Origin of the sequence: Thioalkalivibrio sp. ALE23, assembly GCF_000378545.1 — a bacterium.
GTDB lineage: Bacteria > Pseudomonadota > Gammaproteobacteria > Ectothiorhodospirales > Ectothiorhodospiraceae > Thioalkalivibrio.
Map to the genome: position 1 here is coordinate 20,330 of NZ_KB900031.1, position 16,580 is coordinate 36,909.

17 protein-coding genes and 1 pseudogene are annotated in these 16,580 nt (G+C 65.9%); 3 read left to right on the forward strand and 15 right to left on the reverse strand.

The features are described 5' to 3' along the window. Positions 1-3 precede the first annotated feature (3 nt). From F573_RS0100115 to F573_RS14705, 5 genes and pseudogenes are all read right to left on the reverse strand, one after another. Positions 4-1,338, reverse strand: coding sequence for a flippase (locus tag F573_RS0100115; protein WP_019020979.1), 1,335 nt, complete (start codon positions 1,336-1,338; stop codon positions 4-6). A 119-nt stretch (positions 1,339-1,457) separates the two neighbouring features. Continuing rightward, positions 1,458-1,814 (reverse strand): annotated as a pseudogene (locus F573_RS14130) (hypothetical protein); the annotation flags it as partial. Positions 1,815-2,151: 337 nt separating this feature from the next. Continuing rightward, complete coding sequence (locus F573_RS0100125; protein WP_019020981.1) at positions 2,152-2,667, reverse strand: hypothetical protein; 516 nt, start codon at positions 2,665-2,667, stop codon at positions 2,152-2,154. Further along, complete coding sequence (locus F573_RS0100130; protein WP_231384370.1) at positions 2,664-3,161, reverse strand: toxin-antitoxin system HicB family antitoxin; 498 nt, start codon at positions 3,159-3,161, stop codon at positions 2,664-2,666. Before F573_RS0100130 ends, F573_RS0100125 begins: the two co-directional genes overlap by 4 nt. After that, entirely contained in the window at positions 3,158-3,373 is a 216-nt protein-coding gene (locus F573_RS14705) for a hypothetical protein (protein ID WP_231384371.1), read from the reverse strand. Before F573_RS14705 ends, F573_RS0100130 begins: the two co-directional genes overlap by 4 nt. A gap of 459 nt (positions 3,374-3,832) precedes the next feature. Between F573_RS14705 and F573_RS0100140 the strand changes: the two genes are divergently transcribed. After that, complete coding sequence (locus tag F573_RS0100140; RefSeq protein WP_019020984.1) at positions 3,833-5,188, forward strand: MBL fold metallo-hydrolase RNA specificity domain-containing protein; 1,356 nt, start codon at positions 3,833-3,835, stop codon at positions 5,186-5,188. Between the two features lie 31 nt (positions 5,189-5,219). On the opposite strand, the gene F573_RS0100145 is transcribed toward F573_RS0100140, so the two are convergent. From F573_RS0100145 to F573_RS0100195, 10 genes are all read right to left on the reverse strand, one after another. After that, positions 5,220-5,753, reverse strand: a complete 534-nt coding sequence (locus F573_RS0100145; RefSeq protein ID WP_019020985.1) for a hypothetical protein — start codon at positions 5,751-5,753, stop codon at positions 5,220-5,222. A 4-nt stretch (positions 5,754-5,757) separates the two neighbouring features. Next, positions 5,758-6,807: an ATP/GTP-binding protein gene (locus F573_RS0100150; RefSeq protein WP_019020986.1), complete on the reverse strand. Its 1,050-nt coding sequence runs from the start codon at positions 6,805-6,807 to the stop codon at positions 5,758-5,760. A gap of 220 nt (positions 6,808-7,027) precedes the next feature. Then, the gene (locus tag F573_RS0100155) at positions 7,028-7,480 is read right to left on the reverse strand and encodes a transposase (RefSeq protein ID WP_026300735.1); all 453 of its coding nucleotides are present in this window, start codon (positions 7,478-7,480) and stop codon (positions 7,028-7,030) included. A gap of 262 nt (positions 7,481-7,742) precedes the next feature. Next, positions 7,743-8,228: a hypothetical protein gene (locus tag F573_RS0100160; RefSeq protein WP_019020988.1), complete on the reverse strand. Its 486-nt coding sequence runs from the start codon at positions 8,226-8,228 to the stop codon at positions 7,743-7,745. Next, complete coding sequence (locus F573_RS0100165) at positions 8,225-8,524, reverse strand: nucleotidyltransferase domain-containing protein (RefSeq protein ID WP_051075342.1); 300 nt, start codon at positions 8,522-8,524, stop codon at positions 8,225-8,227. Before F573_RS0100165 ends, F573_RS0100160 begins: the two co-directional genes overlap by 4 nt. Before the next feature lie 75 nt (positions 8,525-8,599). Beyond that, positions 8,600-9,607 carry an NAD-dependent epimerase gene (locus F573_RS0100170; protein WP_019020990.1) on the reverse strand — a complete coding sequence of 336 codons (1,008 nt, stop codon included), beginning with the start codon at positions 9,605-9,607 and terminating at the stop codon, positions 8,600-8,602. A gap of 466 nt (positions 9,608-10,073) precedes the next feature. Next, positions 10,074-11,789 (reverse strand): bifunctional sulfate adenylyltransferase/adenylylsulfate kinase, encoded by a 1,716-nt coding sequence (locus F573_RS0100175; RefSeq protein ID WP_019020991.1) that lies wholly within the window; start codon positions 11,787-11,789, stop codon positions 10,074-10,076. A gap of 304 nt (positions 11,790-12,093) precedes the next feature. Next, complete coding sequence (locus F573_RS0100185; RefSeq protein ID WP_019020993.1) at positions 12,094-13,260, reverse strand: nucleotide sugar dehydrogenase; 1,167 nt, start codon at positions 13,258-13,260, stop codon at positions 12,094-12,096. A 221-nt stretch (positions 13,261-13,481) separates the two neighbouring features. Next, entirely contained in the window at positions 13,482-13,817 is a 336-nt protein-coding gene (locus F573_RS0100190) for a MarR family EPS-associated transcriptional regulator (protein WP_018871111.1), read from the reverse strand. Positions 13,818-14,246: 429 nt separating this feature from the next. After that, on the reverse strand, positions 14,247-14,912 hold the full coding sequence (locus F573_RS0100195; protein WP_019020994.1) for a TIGR02281 family clan AA aspartic protease: 666 nt from the start codon (positions 14,910-14,912) through the stop codon (positions 14,247-14,249). 601 nt (positions 14,913-15,513) lie between these two features. On the opposite strand from F573_RS0100195, the gene F573_RS0100200 reads away from it, so the two are divergent. Both F573_RS0100200 and F573_RS0100205 read left to right on the forward strand, forming a co-directional pair. Further along, positions 15,514-15,954: a pilin gene (locus F573_RS0100200; RefSeq protein ID WP_019020995.1), complete on the forward strand. Its 441-nt coding sequence runs from the start codon at positions 15,514-15,516 to the stop codon at positions 15,952-15,954. Between the two features lie 113 nt (positions 15,955-16,067). Further along, positions 16,068-16,541 carry a pilin gene (locus F573_RS0100205; RefSeq protein ID WP_019020996.1) on the forward strand — a complete coding sequence of 158 codons (474 nt, stop codon included), beginning with the start codon at positions 16,068-16,070 and terminating at the stop codon, positions 16,539-16,541. The last annotated feature ends 39 nt before the right edge of the window (positions 16,542-16,580 follow it).

Consider the following 16,580-nt stretch of genomic DNA (forward strand, 5'->3'; position numbering starts at 1 on the left):
TGTCTATCGCATGCGGGCCAGGCGCACCGGGTAGCGGATGGGCGAAAGCAAAGCCCACGCCATTTGCCAGAACACCGGGCGGGTCCGTCGGTAGAAGAAAAGGGCCAGGAAAGAAGCTGTTGCATAGGACAGCAGGGTTGCGTATGCCGCACCGATGCCGCCATGCGCGGGAATCAGAGCCAGGTTCAGCAATACGTTGGCCAGCGCACCCAGGCCCTGCGTAATCAACGAGAATACCAGCACATTCTCGATGAGGATCCATTTCGAGAAGGCAGCGCGCATGAAGATGAATATCGCCGCCCAGATATGGATCACCAGGATCGATGCGCTGGCGGCATATTCGGCCCCGAAGAAGAGGCTGATGATCCAGGGGGCGGCGATCGTCATCAGCACTGCTACGGCCAGCCCCATCAGGAGCAGCGCATCGAAAAGCTGCTGCAGGCGGTACTTGAACAACGCCTCGTTTTCCTCTCGCAGCTTGATGAGCTTCGGAAAGAAAGAGGCGACGATCGCTGTGGGAACGAAATACCAGGCTTCGGAAATCTGCGCTGCAACGGCATATTGGCCGACTTCCTGTGTGTCGGCCAGCCAGCGGAGCATGACCTGGTCCACTTTCAGGTAGATAACCGCGAAAATCGTGCCAAGGTAGATCAGCCACCCCTGGCTGAGAAGCTCTTTTGCGCGGACCCAGCTGAAACGCCAATGCGCAACGCGAAGCTCTGCCTTGAACCAGAAAAACACAAGCAGCAACAGGGCAGCCAGCGCGGCCTGCAGAATTTGGGCAGTGGCGAAATAGACCAGGCTCGAGCCCGCAAACACCAGTGCCAGCTTGAATGCGGTGGTGGCAAGATGCGAGGAGATCCGCGCGATGGCGGTGTACCGAGCCTGCACAAACGCCTGGAACCAGAAGTCGATCACGTCCATGGGACGGAACAGCAGCGCGGCCCCCGCGAAGGCAATCAGGTAGAACTCGGTGCTGCCCAGCCCTTCATAGGTGGCTGCGTAGATCAGCAGCACTACATAGCCAGCGCCCATACCCAGGAGTTTGAGGAAGGCCACCGTCCCCAGCGTTTCGCCGCGATCCGCATCGTTCTTGACGATCTCGCGAACGACCAGGCCGGATAGCCCCATATGACCCGCCGCAGCGAACAGAGCGGCAAGAGAAAGCGCATAGGCCAGCGAACCGAAGTCCTCCGGCCCCAGGTAGCGGGCAACGAAGACGGTGGCGACAAAGGCCAGCCCCATCCCCAGCACCTTCTCCCCCATGATCCAGAAGGAGTTGTTGAGGTACTTCTGAAGCCGCCGATACGGCGCGGCTATGGCCCCGAGAGTGGACATCACTTTCTAACGTGCCCCCCAGCCGGGCATTCGCTGTCGCCGACTGAACCAGGCGGTCGGCCCAGGATGACCAGCAGCCTGGCTACCGCTGGGCGCGGCTCCATGTGGCTGTCCTCAGCGGTCTCCAGCAGCCGCTTGCCGATGCTGTGGCGGCGCATCTCGATGAAGCGATTCATCGCGTAGTGCGTGAGCGAGCGGAAGAAGGCAGAGAACAGGATGAGCCCGAAGGCCGCCGCGCCCAGCGCGAGGATGAAGGCATCCACCGAGGTGAAGCCGAGGCCCTCGTAGACGGTGTTGAGCACCGGGTTGGTCTGCACCACTTCGGGGTTGCCCAGCACGCTCAGAAACGGCATGACCGAGGCGACGCCGGCGGTTTCCAGCACGGCCATGACGATGACCATGCCGAGCACGAGGCCGCCGCCGCGTTTTTCCTTGCGGCTGAGCAGGGCCAGGGCTTTGCGGTAGGTGCTGAGCATGGGGTGGCCGGTTGGGTGGTTTCTGGTTGATTTTCTCGTAGGAGGCCAGCCCTCTGGCCGATCTGGCATGGCCGGTCGGTGCCCGATGCCCCACCGGGGGATCGGCCGGAGGGCCGGCCTCCTACGCGGGGTTGTTCACCGCTTGAACGAACTGCGGATTGGGCCACGAATCGTGGGGCGAATCAAATTCGCGGCCGAGGCCGCTCCTACGCTGCCATGCGCGGTCTGTGGGAGCCTGCTCGCAGGCGAACCGGAAGGGGCCAGTGCTTTGCGGTAGGTGCTGAACATGGGGTAACTGGGCAGCCTCAGGGTCGGGTGTTGGGTTCGGGATGCGGGGTTATTGGGTATCTGCCGGAACAGCAAACTGAACCGTCGGGATGACGACCCGCGGCAACTCCATGCGGGCGCATTGATTGCTTACAAATTCACGCCAGTATGGCCATACGTGGTAGCTGGCATTCCTCTGTGCAAAGGCTTCGAGCGCTTCCGGACCCGGGTCGGTATCGGTGTCGTAGTCGGCAACAAATGTCGCCTCGATCTGCGCCAGCACACCATCGCTTTCTGCCTCACCGGCTTCGTGTTTCTCCCGGTCTTCGCCTTCCCGGGCGGGAGAAGCTGGCAACAAGCGCAGGCCCAGCCCGATGAACACCCGGAAGACGTAATACGATGTCTCTGCTTCGCGGACTTCCATGAGATAGCTGCGGTCCACATGGTGCTTGAACTGCGGCTGGTATGCCTCGACGGGTGAAAACCGCGGGTCATGATCTTCCGCCAGCCAGGCACTGGACTGGCGCACGCTTACCCCGTGGATTCGCAGGCAATCGATGGCTGCTTGGATCGGGGAATCCGTCATACAGCTGGCGCCATCCACTTATCGGCTTTGCTGGAGTCGCTCGCGCCGATGTCATGGATGATTTGCGGGCGAGCCGTTCCAGCCTTGCCGCCGGGCCGGGCAATGGCGGGTTCTGCATGCCACTCGGCGAAAACCGTACGGGTGGGCGTCTGCACTCCGACGTAGTAGCTCAATACGGCGACGATCTGCTGGTTGAGGCTTACGCCTTCGTCTTCGGCCAGGGAGACCAGTGCGCGGTGCAGTGTTCTGGGCACGCGCAGTGTAATGCGCCCACTGAAGTCATCCGCAGGCGGCAAAGGCTGCGGCAGCGCGCGTCCGCTTTCCTTCAGCGCTGCCTCGGTGGTCTCGATGGTATCGATCGCGAGCTCGTAGGCCTCTTCGTGGCTTTCGGCGTATTCGACAACGTCCGGCAGCTCTCGTACCCGGGCCTCGAAGCAGGCTTCTCCCTCCTCGATGACCCGGCGTATCGTGATCCCGTAGTCCTGTGCGTTCATGACGTCTCTCCCTTCAGCCATTGGCTCAATTCCGGCTCCCGCTCCTCGAGCATCCTGCGGATGTTCCGGACATAAGCTGGCTTGATTTCAGGGTTTTTCCCGTGTCCGCATGTGTAGGAGGTCGAGTAGAAACTCGGCAGCCCGGCATGGGTGACCACCTTGTGGCCTGCTTTCTTCCCGTCGCGGACCTCGAAGCCCAGGGTTTCGAGCAACCGTCGCAATTCATCGCATCGCAGGGAACCGCCCGCACCCTGGAGCTGCTGCAGTACATCCTTTACGTTAGCAGACATCTGACACCATATGCAGTGTCACCCCTATCTTGGGGTGGAGAAGCGGGAAACAGGCTGAGCCCGAAGTCCGCCGCGGCGTTTTTCCTTGCGGCTGAGCAGGGCCAGGGCTTTGCGGTAGGTGCTGAGCATGGGGTGGCCGGTTGGGTGGTTGTCGGTTGATTTGCCCGTAGGAGGCCAGCCCCCTGGCCGATTGCCCTGGCCGATTGCCCCACCGGCGAACCAGATCGGCCAGGACAATCGGCCAGGGGGCTGGCCTCCTACGGGGCTCGTTCAGCCCTTGAACGAGATGCGGATTGGGCCACGAAAAATGGGGCGAATCAAGTGCGCTTTGGGCATGGTCCGATGTATGGTCGGGGTTGGCTTACGGTCAGGGAAGACGATATGGAGATCGTGCATCACGGGGGCGCCGAGGGCGTGACGGGCAGTTGCCATCGGCTGCGGCTGTCGGCGCGGGATTCGTTTCTGGTGGATTGCGGGCTGTTCCAGGGGCGCGACCATGGGCCGGGCGATACGCTGGAGCGCCATGCGATCGAGTTTCCGGTGGAGGATATCCGGGCGCTGGTGGTCACGCATGTGCATATCGACCACATCGGGCGGCTGCCGTATCTGCTGGCGGCGGGTTTTGACGGGCCGATCATCTGTTCGAAGCCGTCGGCCCGGCTGCTGCCGCTGATGCTGGAGGATGCGCTGCGGGTCGGCTTCACCCGCGACCGGCAGCTGATCGAGCCGGTGCTGGAGACCATCGACGAGCGGCTGGTGGCGCTGGATTACAACGCCTGGCATGCGCTGCCGGCGGAGGATGCCGCCCTCGCCCCGCGGGTGCGGCTGCAACGTGCGGGCCATATCCTCGGTTCGGCCTATGTGGAGTTCGATTTCCGCGAGCCGGGGGAGCGCCGTTCGCGCCGGGTGGTCTTCTCCGGCGATCTGGGCGCGCCCGGGGCGCCGCTGCTGCCGGCGCCGAAGCCGCCCCGCCGGGCGGATACGCTGGTGCTGGAGAGCACCTACGGCGACCGCCTCCACGGCGACCGCCGCGAGCGCGCGGCGCGGCTGCGGGCGGCGGTGGAGCATGCCCATGCCAACGGCGGCACGGTGATCGTGCCTGCCTTCAGCATCGGCCGCACGCAGGAGCTGCTGTATGAGCTGGAGGGGCTGATCCATCGCGGCAACCGGCGCTGGCGCGACATGGAGGTGGTGCTGGACTCGCCGCTGGCCGCGCGCTTTACAGAGGTCTACCGCGAGCTGAAGCCGTTCTGGGATGCCGAGGCGCACCAGCGCCTGCGTGCCGGGCGCCATCCGCTGGATTTCGAGAACCTCTACACGGTGGATGACCACGACACCCACCTGCAGACGGTGGACTACCTGGCCCGCTCCGGCCGCCCGGCGGTGGTGATCGCCGCCAGCGGGATGGCCGCCGGCGGCCGGGTGGTGAACTACCTCAAGGCGATGCTGGAGGACGAACGCCATCATGTGCTGTTCGTCGGCTACCAGGCGGAGGGCACGCCGGGCCGCGCCATCCAGGCCGCCGGCCGCGGCGGCCACGTGGAGCTGGACGGCGAGGGCTACGCCATCCGCGCGGGTGTGGACAGCATCAGCGGCTATTCCGCCCATGCGGACCAGGCCGACCTCCTGCGCTTCGTGCGCGGCATCCGCACCGGCCCGCAGGACATCCGCCTGGTCCACGGGGAACCCCACGCCCGGGAGGCCCTGTGGGAGCTTGCTTGCAAGCGAACAGGCTGAGCCCGGAAGAGGGCAACGAAGCCGGTATGGTTCACGGGCTGGTCACCTGCCATGGATGTTCCGCATGGGTTGTGTCCATGCGCTCCACACGAGGCTGGGCGTCGATGAAGCGTAACCGCTGTTTAAGACCCAGTTTGAGGTTGGACGGGTTCAGTCTTCGGTGCCCCTTGCGCCCATGGGTCGGCTGTTCCAGGTGCAGCACGATCCGGAGCCGCTTCGCACTCACCCAGAGATGCGCCAGTCGGCGTTCTTCGGGTTCAATCGTGCCGTATGCGCTGTTCCCGCCGGCTCCGGCGGCCACAAGCCCCGCCAGGCTGTCCCGTACCTTGGCGGCCACCTCGTCCGGCAACTCGCTCGGCTTGGTCCGCGGGTGCTGACGGTAGTCCTTGACCTCGATGAGGTAGGTGGTTTGGTCCCACCGGGCCACAAAGTCGACTGCTTTCGCGCCGCCGCACGTGTTCTGAAAACCGCCGGTGAAGAACCGCCAGCCGTCGTACTGCCCTGCCTCCACACCGGCGTCAAAGTGAAAGGTGAGACCACCTTCGGTGAAGCGGCTTCCTGTCACGACTTCACTCCAGCTCCAGGTAATCGTCGGCCTGCTCAAGCTCCGCATCCAGCAAAGCGAGCGGGTGGATCTCCTCGAGGGTATCCGCCTGGCTCACCTCGACTCCCGCTTCTCCCTGCGAAAGGGCGAAATACCGCTGCCGCGCGGCCCCTTTGCCCCGTCGCTCGGCGGCGATATCGATCTCCCGCAACAGGAAAAGGCTGTGGGTTGCGAGCACCACCTGGATGCCCTGCTCCGCCACGCTGAGAATGGCCTCGGCCACCGCGCGGATCAGGCGCGGATTCAGGTTGCTCTCCGGCTCATCCCAATAGAGGTAACCCTGCTCCAGAAGTGATCCGGTCACGATGAGCTGGACGAGTGTCGCGATCTTGCGCCATCCTTCGGCGACCAGCCCCATCTCCAGGTTGCCCCGGCCCGGCTGTCGCAGATAAAAACGCCCGTTTTCCAGGACCACACGCCCGCCCATCAACTCTTCAAGCGGCTTCAGCAATTCGCGCGCCCGCTCCTCGCGCGCACCCTTCAGTGTCGGAGCGCCCAGCAACACACAGGTATCCCGCCAGGTCTCTTCGAACTCCAGGTAATGGTTCTCGTAGACCGAGACGAAGCCCGGATAGATGGTCAGCAGTTCGCGCGTGGGCAGGTAGACCGGTGGCTTGTCCAGCCAGGCGTCCGGCAGGCGCGTGACAGTTACCTCGCTCTTGCTCTGGGTGTGGAAATCGAAGTCGATATTCCAGCGCTTGTCTTCGAAACGAGCACTGACATAACCCCGACTTTGTCCCTGCTGACGCCGGGCCAGCCGGCCCAGGCTGTCCGGTTTGAACACCCCGACAAGCTTGTCCGCCAACCGCGGCTGGAGGATGGCCTTGGTGGGTTCCCGCTCTTCTTCCCGACCCCGACCGCCTTCCGCAAGCACCGACTGGATGGAATACGCGAGTTTGAGCAGATGAGTTTTGCCCGTGGCGTTCTCCCCCACAATCACATTCAGGCCGGGGGCGAACTCCAGATGGGCATCGCCGAAGGCCGTCACGTTTCGCAGGTCGAGTTGCTTGAGCATGGGCGTCTCGCAGCCTTTCGGCGTGTTTTCCGGATCCAGTCGCGGACTAGCGTACGCAACTCGCAAATGGTGAGGAAGAGGCACCGTTCGCGGCCGAGGCCGCTCCTACGCGGCCCCACCCGCCTGTAGGAGCTTGCTTGCAAGCGAACAGCGTTGAGCCCGGGGCGAATGCCCGTCCGTTCGCGGCCGAGGCCGCTCCTACGTGCGAATGGGCATGCGGTCAGATCCATATGGCATCCCACAGGGGATAGTAGCGGAGGTTGCGCACGAGGCCCGCGCGCAGTGGATTGGCGACGACGTAACGGGCGATGGCGGCGAGGTCTTCGTCGCGGCGGACGGCGCGGTCGTGGAAACCGCGCTGCCAGACCGAACACGGCTGATCGTATAGCCGCCCGATGCGCCGAGAGGTGCCGGCCTTGACCTTCTGGACTGCCCGGGAAACCGTTCCGGCCTGCAGCTCCATCAACCAGTGGATATGGTCGGGCATGACCACGAAACAAAGAGTGCGGGCGTCACCTTCGGCTTCCTGGAGTGCGTGCACGAAACATCGGCCCGCTGCGAGATCGCCAAACCACTGGCGCCGTTCAGCGCACACGGCCGTGATGAGATACGGCCGTCCGGTTTCACTCACGCGCCCGAGGCGCAGTCGGTGTGCTCTCGCCTTCCGTGGCATGAGCCTGCTCCAGGTTGGTTCGGATTCGTTGTTTCAAGGGTAGCACCGCGGGATGGTTCGCGGGCGCGCCCGTGGGAGTTCGCGGCCGAGGCCGCTCCTACGCGGCCCCACCCCGCCTGTAGGAGCTTGCTTGCAAGCGAACAGCGTTGAACCCGGGACGAATGCCCGTCCGTTCGCGGCCGAGGCCGCTCCTACGGTGCTCCTACCCGCCTGTGGGAGCGTGCTTGCACGCGAACAGGCCGGTTCGCGGCCGAGGCCGCTCCTACGCGGCCGCCCAGCCGCGGGCGCGCATGTCGGCCAGGATGTTGTCCACCACGGCACTCAGGGTCGGCACGAATTCGTGGCCCGCCTGGAGCGCATCCGCCAGGGTGGTGGGGGCCTCGATGTATTCGTGCACCATTTGATTGCGCAGCTTGCGCATCGCGAGCCACTCATCACTGGAAGGGATCAGCCCGAGTTTTTCCGCCCGGTCGAGGTTGTCGATCGCCGCGCCAAGGCGTTCGCCGAGCGCCTCGAGGTACACGGGCAGCAGCTTGTCGCCCAGCGTATCCTGCAAACGTCCGAAGCGGCTCACGAAGGCTTCGACACGCTCGGCTTCGTCGACGTTGTCGGCCAGTGCACCCGCGCGGGCCGGGGTGAAAGGCTCGCTGAAGACGCGTTGATCGGTCGTCTCCAGATGCTGGCGTTCGCGCTGAACCACGCGACCGAGAAACCGGAGACGCTCGAGCTGTTCGGGGTCGATGTTCACAGAAGCTGTCCCTGCTGTTCGGCCATGCGGTGAACGGCGCTGCGGGGCAGATTCGGGGCAGACAGGACGACATCGACCGAGCGCCCGTCCAGCCGGCGGCTGAGCCAGGCCGAGAGACGCGCGGCAAGCACCGCGGGACGCTCGACCGGCTGTTCGAGTTCGACGAGCACGTCCACGTCCCCGCCACGTCGGGTATCGTCCAGCCGCGATCCAAACAGGCGAACGCGCGCGTCGGGCCCGCATTCGTGGCGCACGACGTCGCGGATCGCTCGTATATGTTGCGGACTCAGGCGCATGAGGCCGATTGTAGCAGGGGCTTCGCGGCCGAGGCCGCTCCTACGGTGATGCCCCCATCCGCGAACGGCGGCGGGTCAGACCTGGTAGTAGTCGCGGTACCAGGCGACGAAGCTGGCCACGCCTTCTTCCACGCTGGTGGTGGGTTCGTAGCCGGTGTCGGCGCGCAGGTCTTCGACGTCGGCGTAGGTGTCGGGGACGTCGCCGGGCTGCAGGGGCAGGAGGTTCTTTTCGGCCTTCTTGCCGAGGTTGTCTTCCAGCACTTCGATGTAGTGCATCAGCTCGACCGGGCGGTGTGCGCCGATGTTGTACAGCCGGTAGGGGGCGGCGCTGGTGGCGGAGTCGGGCTGCGCGCCGCTCCACTCGGGGTTGGGCTGGGCCGGGCGGTCCAGGGTGCGGATCACGCCTTCGACGATGTCGTCGATGTAGGTGAAGTCGCGCCGGTGGTTGCCGTAGTTGAAGACGTCGATCGGCTCGCCGGCGAGGATTTTGCGCGTGAACATGAACAGCGCCATGTCGGGCCGGCCCCACGGGCCATAGACGGTAAAGAACCGCAGGCCGGTGGTGGGTAGCTGGTACAGGTGGCTGTAGGTGTGCGCCATCAGCTCGTTGGCCTTCTTGCTCGCGGCGTAGAGGCTGAGCGGGTGGTCGACGTTGTGGTGGACGGAGAACGGCATCTCTTCGTTGGCGCCGTACACCGAGCTGGAGCTGGCGTAGACCAGGTGCTCCACGCCGTTGTGGCGGCAGCCCTCCAGGATGTTGCCGAAGCCGACCAGATTGGTGTCGATGTAGGCAGCCGGGTTCTCCAGCGAGTAGCGCACGCCGGCCTGGGCGGCCAGGTTGACCACGCGCTGCGGCCGGTGCTCGCGGAACACCCGCTGCATCGCCTCGCGGTCGGCGATGTCCACGCGCTCCTCGGTGAAGCGCTCGTGGTCCTGGATGCGGGCCAGGCGCGCCTTCTTGAGCGAGACGTCGTAGTAGTCGTTCAGGTTGTCGACGCCGATGACCTCGTCGCCGCGTTCGAGCAGGCGCAGGGCCAGGGCGTTGCCGATGAACCCGGCTGTTCCAGTAATCAGAATCTTCATGACGTGTCCTTGTTCGCCTGTTGTTCGGTTATCGTGCGCCCCGGTGGGGGCGCCGGGCCCCGATCGGCCAGGGGGCTGGCCTCCTACGAGGTATCCCGGCCGGTAGGAGGCCGGCCCTCCGGCCGATTCACCCCCGGTGGGTTGGCCAGGCCCGATCGGCCAGGGGGCTGGCCTCCCACGGGGTATCCCGGCCGGTAGGAGGCCGGCCCTCCGGCCGATTCACCCCCGTGGATTGGCCAGGCCTGATCGGCCAGGGGGCTGGCCTCCTACGGGGTATCCCGGCCCGTAGGAGGCCGGCCCTCCGGCCGATTCACCCCCGGTGGGTTGGCCAGGCCCGATCGGCCAGGGGGCTGGCCTCCTACGGGGTATCCCGGCGGCCCCGGCCCGTAGGAGGCCGGCCCTCCGGCCGATTCACCCCCGGTGGGTTGGCCAGGCCCGATCGGCCAGGGGGCTGGCCTCCTACGGGTTACGGGTTGCGGATGAACCCCATGCCTTCCAGCTTGAGGAGGATCCGGTGGGCCGCCTCGTCCGGGGTCATCTCGCGGGTGTCGATCCGCAGCTCCGGGTGCTCCGGCTCTTCGTACGGGTCGTCGATGCCGGTGAATTCCTTGATCAGGCCGGCGCGCGCCTTGGCGTACAGACCCTTGCGGTCACGCTTCTCGCAGGTTTCCAGCGGCGTGGCCACGTGGATCTCCAGGAACCCGCCCGCGTCCTCCACGCGCTCGCGCACGCGCCGGCGCATGTCGGTGTACGGGGCGATGGGCGCGCAGATGGCCACGCCGCCGTTCCTGGTGATCTCGCTGGCCACAAAGCCGATGCGCTGCACGTTCATGTCGCGGTGCTCGCGCGAGAAGCCCAGCTCGCTGGAAAGCTCCTTGCGCACGATGTCGCCGTCCAGCAGCGTCACCGCACGCCCGCCCAGCTCCATCAGCTTGACCCGCAGCGCGTTGGCGATGGTCGACTTGCCCGAGCCCGAAAGCCCGGTGAAGAACACGGTAAAGCCCTGCTGATGGCGCGGCGGGAAGCTGCGGCGCAGCTCGGCCACCACCTCCGGGTAGGAGAACCACTCGGGGATGTCCAGCCCCTCGCGCAGGCGGCGGCGGAACTCGGTGCCGGAGAGGTTGAGCACCTCCTCGTCCTCGCGCACCTCGTCGGCCGGCACGTACTCGGCGCGGTCCTCGACGAAGCTCATGGCCTGGAACGGCACCATCTCGATGCCGATCTCGTCGGCGTGTTTCTGGATCAGTTCCTGGGCATCGTACGGGCCGTAGAAGTCCTCGCCGTCGGAGCCCGGGCCGGGGCCGGCGTGGTCGCGCCCCACAATGAAGTGGGTGCAGCCATAGTTGCGGCGGATGATGGCGTGCCACAGCGCCTCGCGCGGGCCGCCCATGCGCATCGCCAGCGGCAGCAGGCTGAGCTGGGTGGTCTGCTCCGGTGCCTGGCGCAGCACGTGCTCGTAGCAGCGCACGCGCACGTAGTGGTCGACGTCGCCGGGCCGGGTCATGCCCACCACCGGGTGGATCAGCAGGTTGGCCTCGGTCTGGCGCGCGGCCATGCGCGTGAGCTCCACATGCGCACGGTGCATGGGATTGCGCGTCTGGAACGCGACCACGCGGTTCCAGCCCAGCTTGCGGAAGTACTCGCGCAGCTCCGCCGGGCTGTAACGATAGTTGCGGAAGTCGTAATGCACCGGGGACTCGACCCCGTGCAGCGTGCCGCCCAGGTACACTGCCCCGGCACGGTTCATCAGGTAGTTGACCGCCGGATGCGCGACGTCGGTGGTGGAGAACACCTGCTGCGCCTCGCGCGCCTTGTCCGGCGTCCAGCGGTCCTCCACGTCCATCACGGCGATCAGCACGCCCTCGGCATCGCGCAGCGCGATGCGCGTGCCCGGCGCCGCCTGCTCGGCGAACGCCTCGCTGACGTCCAGGGTGATGGGCATCGGCCAGAGCTGGCCGTCCGCCAGGCGCATGTTGTCCAGCACGCCGTCGTAGTCGGCCTGCCGCATGAAGCCCGTCAGCGGCGAGAACCCGCCGTTCAGCAGCAGCTCCACATCGCAGATCTGACGCTCGGTCAGATCCCAGCTCGGCATCTCCTGCGCCTGCTCCTTGAGCTCGCGCGCGGTGGATTCGTCAACGTAGCGGTCGCAAAGCGTCCCGCCATAGGGGGCAATCAGATCCATGACAGCGTTGTTTCCCGTTGGCCATTAATGGGGTCATCGAATCCGCGAATGGTACCGATTCCACCCCCGCGCGTCTCGGGTTCCGGGCCGGGGCTACTCCGGCTGTTCCGGCTCCCCCGCGCGGAACCACACCGCGCCCGCAAGCAGCGGCACGCTGCCAATCAGCGCCTGGTTATGCCGCATCGCGCAGAGGCTGCGCTCCTACGGCAACCCGACACCCCGTAGGAGGCCGGCCCTCCGGCCGATTGGGGTTCCGAACGGGCCCGATCGGCCAGGGGGCTGGCCTCCTACGGGGCCGGCTCGGTCAGTCGCTGTTGAAGAGGTCGCGGGTGTAGATCTTGTGGGTCTGGTCGCGGATGTCGTCGGTGATGCGGTTGGCGACGATCACGTCGGCCTCGCGCTTGAACTGTTCGAGGTCGCGGATGACGCGGGAGCGGTAAAACTCGTCATCCGGGAGCTCCGGCTCGTAGACGATCACCTCGATGCCCTTGGCCTTGATGCGCTTCATCACGCCCTGGATGGCGGAGGCGCGGAAGTTGTCGGACCCGCTCTTCATCACCAGGCGGTAGATGCCGACCACCTTCGGGTTGCGGGCGATCACGGCATCGGCCACGAAGTCCTTGCGCGTGCGGTTGGCGTCGACGATCGCCTTGACGATGTTGTTGGGCACCTCGTCGTAGTTGGCCAGCAGCTGCTTGGTGTCCTTCGGCAGGCAGTAGCCGCCGTAGCCGAACGACGGGTTGTTGTAGTGGCTGCCAATGCGCGGGTCCAGGCACACGCCGTCGATGATCTGCCGGGTATCCAGGCCGTGGGTCTCGGCGTAGGTGTCCAGCTCGTTGAAATAGGCGACGCGCATGGCCAGGTAGGTGTTGGCGAACAGCTTGATCGCCTCGGCCTCGGTGGAGTTGGTGAACAGCATGGGGATGTCGTCGTCCACGGCGCCTTCGGCCAGCAGATTGGCAAAGGTTTCGGCGCGATCGGACTGTTCACCGACGATGATCCGCGACGGGTGCAGGTTGTCGTACAGCGCCCGGCCCTCGCGCAGAAACTCGGGCGAGAACACGACGTTGTCGGTCTCCATCTGCGCCTTGATCTCGCGCGTGTAGCCCACGGGCACGGTGGACTTGATGACCATCGTGGCATGCGGGTTGATGGCCAGCACGTCGCGGATGACGGATTCGACCGAGCGGGTGTTGAAGTAGTTGGTCTGCGGGTCGTAGTCGGTGGGCGTGGCGATGATGATGAACTCCGCGCCCTGGTACGCCTGCTGCGGATCCAGGGTCGCGGTCAGGTTCAGGGAGCCGTTGCCCAGGAACTCCTCGATCTCGGCATCGATGATCGGCGATTCGCCCCGGTTGATCTTCTCGACCTTCTCCGGCACCACGTCCAGCGCCACCACCTCGTGGTGCTGCGCCAGCAGCACGGCATTCGACAGCCCCACATAACCGGTTCCGGCCACCGCAATCTTCATTCCGTCATCCTTCCTGGTCTTCTTGATTTCCCGCCCCCGTAGGAGGCCAGCCCCCCTGGCCGATCGGGCCCGGGACACGCCCCATCGCGCAGAGGGCTGCGCTCCTACAACCACCCGGCACCCCGTGGGAGGCCGGCCCTCCGGCCGATCGGGCCCGGGACACACCCCAATCGCGCAGGGGGCTGCGCTCCTACGGCGCTACCCGCCCCGCCCCCGGCCGATCACCCCTCCTCCCGGCTCTGCCTCAGCTCTTCCTCCAGCGCCGCGATCTCCGCCTGAATGGCGGCATGCTCCTCGCGCTTGCGCTTGAGGAACGCACGGGCCAGCCGGGCCTTTTCCGCCACGCCATGAGGGGTGAGCTTGTACAGATAGCGGGTCTTGTTCTCACTGCGGGCAAAGTTGCCCGCCTTGACCCAGCCCTTGTCGATGAGCGCCCTCAGGGAATAATGCGCACTTCCCACCGACACCCCCAGCCGTTCCGCCAGTTCGCGCTGGCTCAGCTCGGGATGGTCCTGAAGGATCTTCAGAATGCGGTACTGGATCTCGTCTCGCTGCAATTCACCGCCTTCGAGGGGCTTTCGGCACGTCGGCACCGGGAGGGGCGACCCGCGAACACGCGGATGCATCCGCACGGCGACGCACGGCCGGCGCCGTTCACCCCCTGAACGAACGGGGCGTATTGGATCATACCCCCCGTGGACCGGCAAGCACACATCGCCCATCGTGGGAGTGTGCCCGCACGCGAACAGCCTCCCCACCCGCCTGCAGGAGCCTGCTCGCAGGCGAACAGGTTGAGCCCGGGGCGCACGCACGTCCGGTTCGCGGCCGAGGCCGCTCCTACGCACCCGCCACCCGCCTGTGGGAGCCTGCTTGCAGGCGAACAGGTTGAGCCCGAGGCAAACGCCCGTCCGTTCGCGGCCGAGGCCGCTCCTACGCACCCGCCACCCGCCTGTGGGAGCCTGCTCGCAGGCGAACCGGGGCACCCCCTACCGCAGAATCAGCGCGTCACCGCTGGGCTCCACCTCCACCCGGTCGAGAAAGGTCCGCCCCAGGCGCGCCCGGTGGATGTGATCGTCCGGCACGATCACCGCGCTCACGCCACTGCGGCGGATGCCGCCCACCCGCACTTCATCCAGCGTGACGCGGCGGGCGTTCACGCGGCCGCGCTCGGTACGCAGGTGCACGGTATTGCCGGCGTCGGCGTCCACCCCGGCGCGTTCGGCGTCGCGCTCGCGCAGCATCACCGATTCGGCCTCGCGGTCCACCTCCATGGTGATGGCCCGGCCGTTCACGCCCACGGTCAGGCTGTGCACCCCGCGAGAATCGGGGTACACGGTGATCCCGGGGCCGGCGGCCTCTCTCTCACGGCCCGCGGCTTCACCATCGGCCGAATCCGCATCGCCAGCCCCTGTGGAAGCGGGTTCCCCCGCCCCGCGCTCCAGCCAGCGGGTCTCCCCCGCGAACTCCACCTGCACACGCCCGCCGCCCGCCTGCAGCACCCGAACCCCGCCGGGACCGCTCTCGCCCTCGGCCACCACGGCCCGCTCGCCGTCCACCGACAGGACCGCCCGGCCGTCGAACACCGCGTGGACGGTGATGTCGGCGGCCGCAGCGCCGGGGAAAACGCCGGAGAGCGCGAGGGCGGCGAGCATGGCGAGGCGAGCGACGTAGCGTGTTTCCCGGAATTTAATCATTGTTCTTTGTATACAACCTTGGCGTTTCGCCTGCGAGCAGGCTCCCACAGACCGGTGTGGCGGGGGCCGCGTAGGAGCGGCCTCGGCCGCGAACCGGACGTGCGTGCGCCCCGGGCTCCGGCTGTTCGCCTGCGAGCAGACCCCTGCGCGATGGGGCGCATCCAGACCCCGATCGGCCAGAGGGCTGGCCTCCCACAGGGTGCCGGGCCCGTAGGAGGCCAGCCCTCTGGCCGATCGGGCATGTCCAGCACCCCCACGCGCAGGGGACTGCGCTGCTCGTGTCGACGGTGGATTGCGCCGGGGACACCAGCACGCGCAGGGGATGCGCTCCTGCGTGGGGGAGGAAGGATTATTGGCCGGGCAGCGGGGGCATACAAGAGCGATTACGAGCCGGGGCGACAATCCCGATGGGCACACTCGGGAATACCCGCAAACTGACCAAGGTTGTCACTCAGGGTGACCAATTTCGTCACCCGAGACTGACAACCGCCGTCACCTCCGGGTATTTATGGTTGGCACGAAATGTGATTGCCCGCACAAAAAACAAAGGAGCAGCACCATGCGACAACTCATCCAGAAGGGCTTCACCCTGATCGAACTCATGATCGTGGTCGCGATCATCGGCATCCTCGCGAGCCTCGCGCTGTTTGCCTACGCGGATTACCAGGTGCGGGCACAGCTCGCGGAAAGCGTTTCGCTGGTGGGTCCGGCGCGGAATGCCGTGGAAGAGTTCTATAACGAACGGGGCCGTTTCCCCGCCTCCAACGAATCGGCCGGGCTGGAAGACCCTCAAGGATATGCGGGGAGTTACACCGAATCCATCGAGGTGCATGATAACGGCACCATCCGGGCCCTGATCGGGAACGACGCCAATACTCGCGTGGCCGGCGGCTACATGGTGTTCTCGGCTTCCACCGCCAGCTCCGGGCTGACCTGGCAGTGCGTGGGCCAGGGCGACGTCCCTACCCGCCTGCTGCCCTCGGGATGCCGCGGCGAATAAGCGGGCCCAAATTTCCCTGCCCGGCGTATTGCAATACCTGGCATTACGATTGCATACTTTCAGGCAGGGTTTAGCAGGACCCTGACCAACTCCCAAAAGCAAGGAGCAACACCATGCGCAAGCAAGTCCAGAAGGGTTTCACCCTCATCGAACTCATGATCGTGGTCGCGATCATCGGTATCCTGGCGGCCATCGCCCTGCCGGCCTACCAGGACTACACCGTCCGGGCCCAGGTCTCGGAAGGCATGTCGCTGGCCTCCGGCGCCCGCACTGCCGTGGCTGAATTCTACAACCAGCGCGGCAGGTTCGCCGACAATAACGCGTCCTACGGCCTCGCGGCTTCCAACGAAATTCGCGGCCAGTACGTAGTGAGCGTCAGCGCCGGCACGGACGATACCGAAAACGCGTCCAGCGAAGATGGCCTCATTACAGTCACTTTCGGCAACCAAGCCAATGCTGCAATCGAGGATGCCGAGCTGCTTTTCTCGGCCGTCACTTCTGCGGCAGGCAGCTTGGACTGGCGCTGTCAGGGTGGCAACATCCTCGACACGGATACCCAGTACCTGCCGGCCGACTGCCGCAACTGATCCTGCGAGGATCGACCAGCCGATCATCGGCTGATACCG

What these genes read in the sequence shown, in the direction of transcription:
- F573_RS0100165 (WP_051075342.1), bottom strand. Translation starts at nt 8,524, where the DNA reads ATGCGCCTGAGTCCGCAACATATACGAGCGATCCGCGACGTCGTGCGC.
- F573_RS0100195 (WP_019020994.1), bottom strand. Translation starts at nt 14,912, where the DNA reads ATGCTCGCCGCCCTCGCGCTCTCCGGCGTTTTCCCCGGCGCTGCGGCC.
- F573_RS0100125 (WP_019020981.1), bottom strand. Translation starts at nt 2,667, where the DNA reads ATGACGGATTCCCCGATCCAAGCAGCCATCGATTGCCTGCGAATCCAC.
- F573_RS0100130 (WP_231384370.1), bottom strand. Translation starts at nt 3,161, where the DNA reads ATGAACGCACAGGACTACGGGATCACGATACGCCGGGTCATCGAGGAG.
- F573_RS0100140 (WP_019020984.1), top strand. Translation starts at nt 3,833, where the DNA reads ATGGAGATCGTGCATCACGGGGGCGCCGAGGGCGTGACGGGCAGTTGC.
- F573_RS0100170 (WP_019020990.1), bottom strand. Translation starts at nt 9,607, where the DNA reads ATGAAGATTCTGATTACTGGAACAGCCGGGTTCATCGGCAACGCCCTG.
- F573_RS0100155 (WP_026300735.1), bottom strand. Translation starts at nt 7,480, where the DNA reads ATGCCACGGAAGGCGAGAGCACACCGACTGCGCCTCGGGCGCGTGAGT.
- F573_RS0100150 (WP_019020986.1), bottom strand. Translation starts at nt 6,807, where the DNA reads ATGCTCAAGCAACTCGACCTGCGAAACGTGACGGCCTTCGGCGATGCC.
- F573_RS0100205 (WP_019020996.1), top strand. Translation starts at nt 16,068, where the DNA reads ATGCGCAAGCAAGTCCAGAAGGGTTTCACCCTCATCGAACTCATGATC.
- F573_RS0100185 (WP_019020993.1), bottom strand. Translation starts at nt 13,260, where the DNA reads ATGAAGATTGCGGTGGCCGGAACCGGTTATGTGGGGCTGTCGAATGCC.
- F573_RS0100115 (WP_019020979.1), bottom strand. Translation starts at nt 1,338, where the DNA reads ATGTCCACTCTCGGGGCCATAGCCGCGCCGTATCGGCGGCTTCAGAAG.
- F573_RS0100200 (WP_019020995.1), top strand. Translation starts at nt 15,514, where the DNA reads ATGCGACAACTCATCCAGAAGGGCTTCACCCTGATCGAACTCATGATC.
- F573_RS0100175 (WP_019020991.1), bottom strand. Translation starts at nt 11,789, where the DNA reads ATGGATCTGATTGCCCCCTATGGCGGGACGCTTTGCGACCGCTACGTT.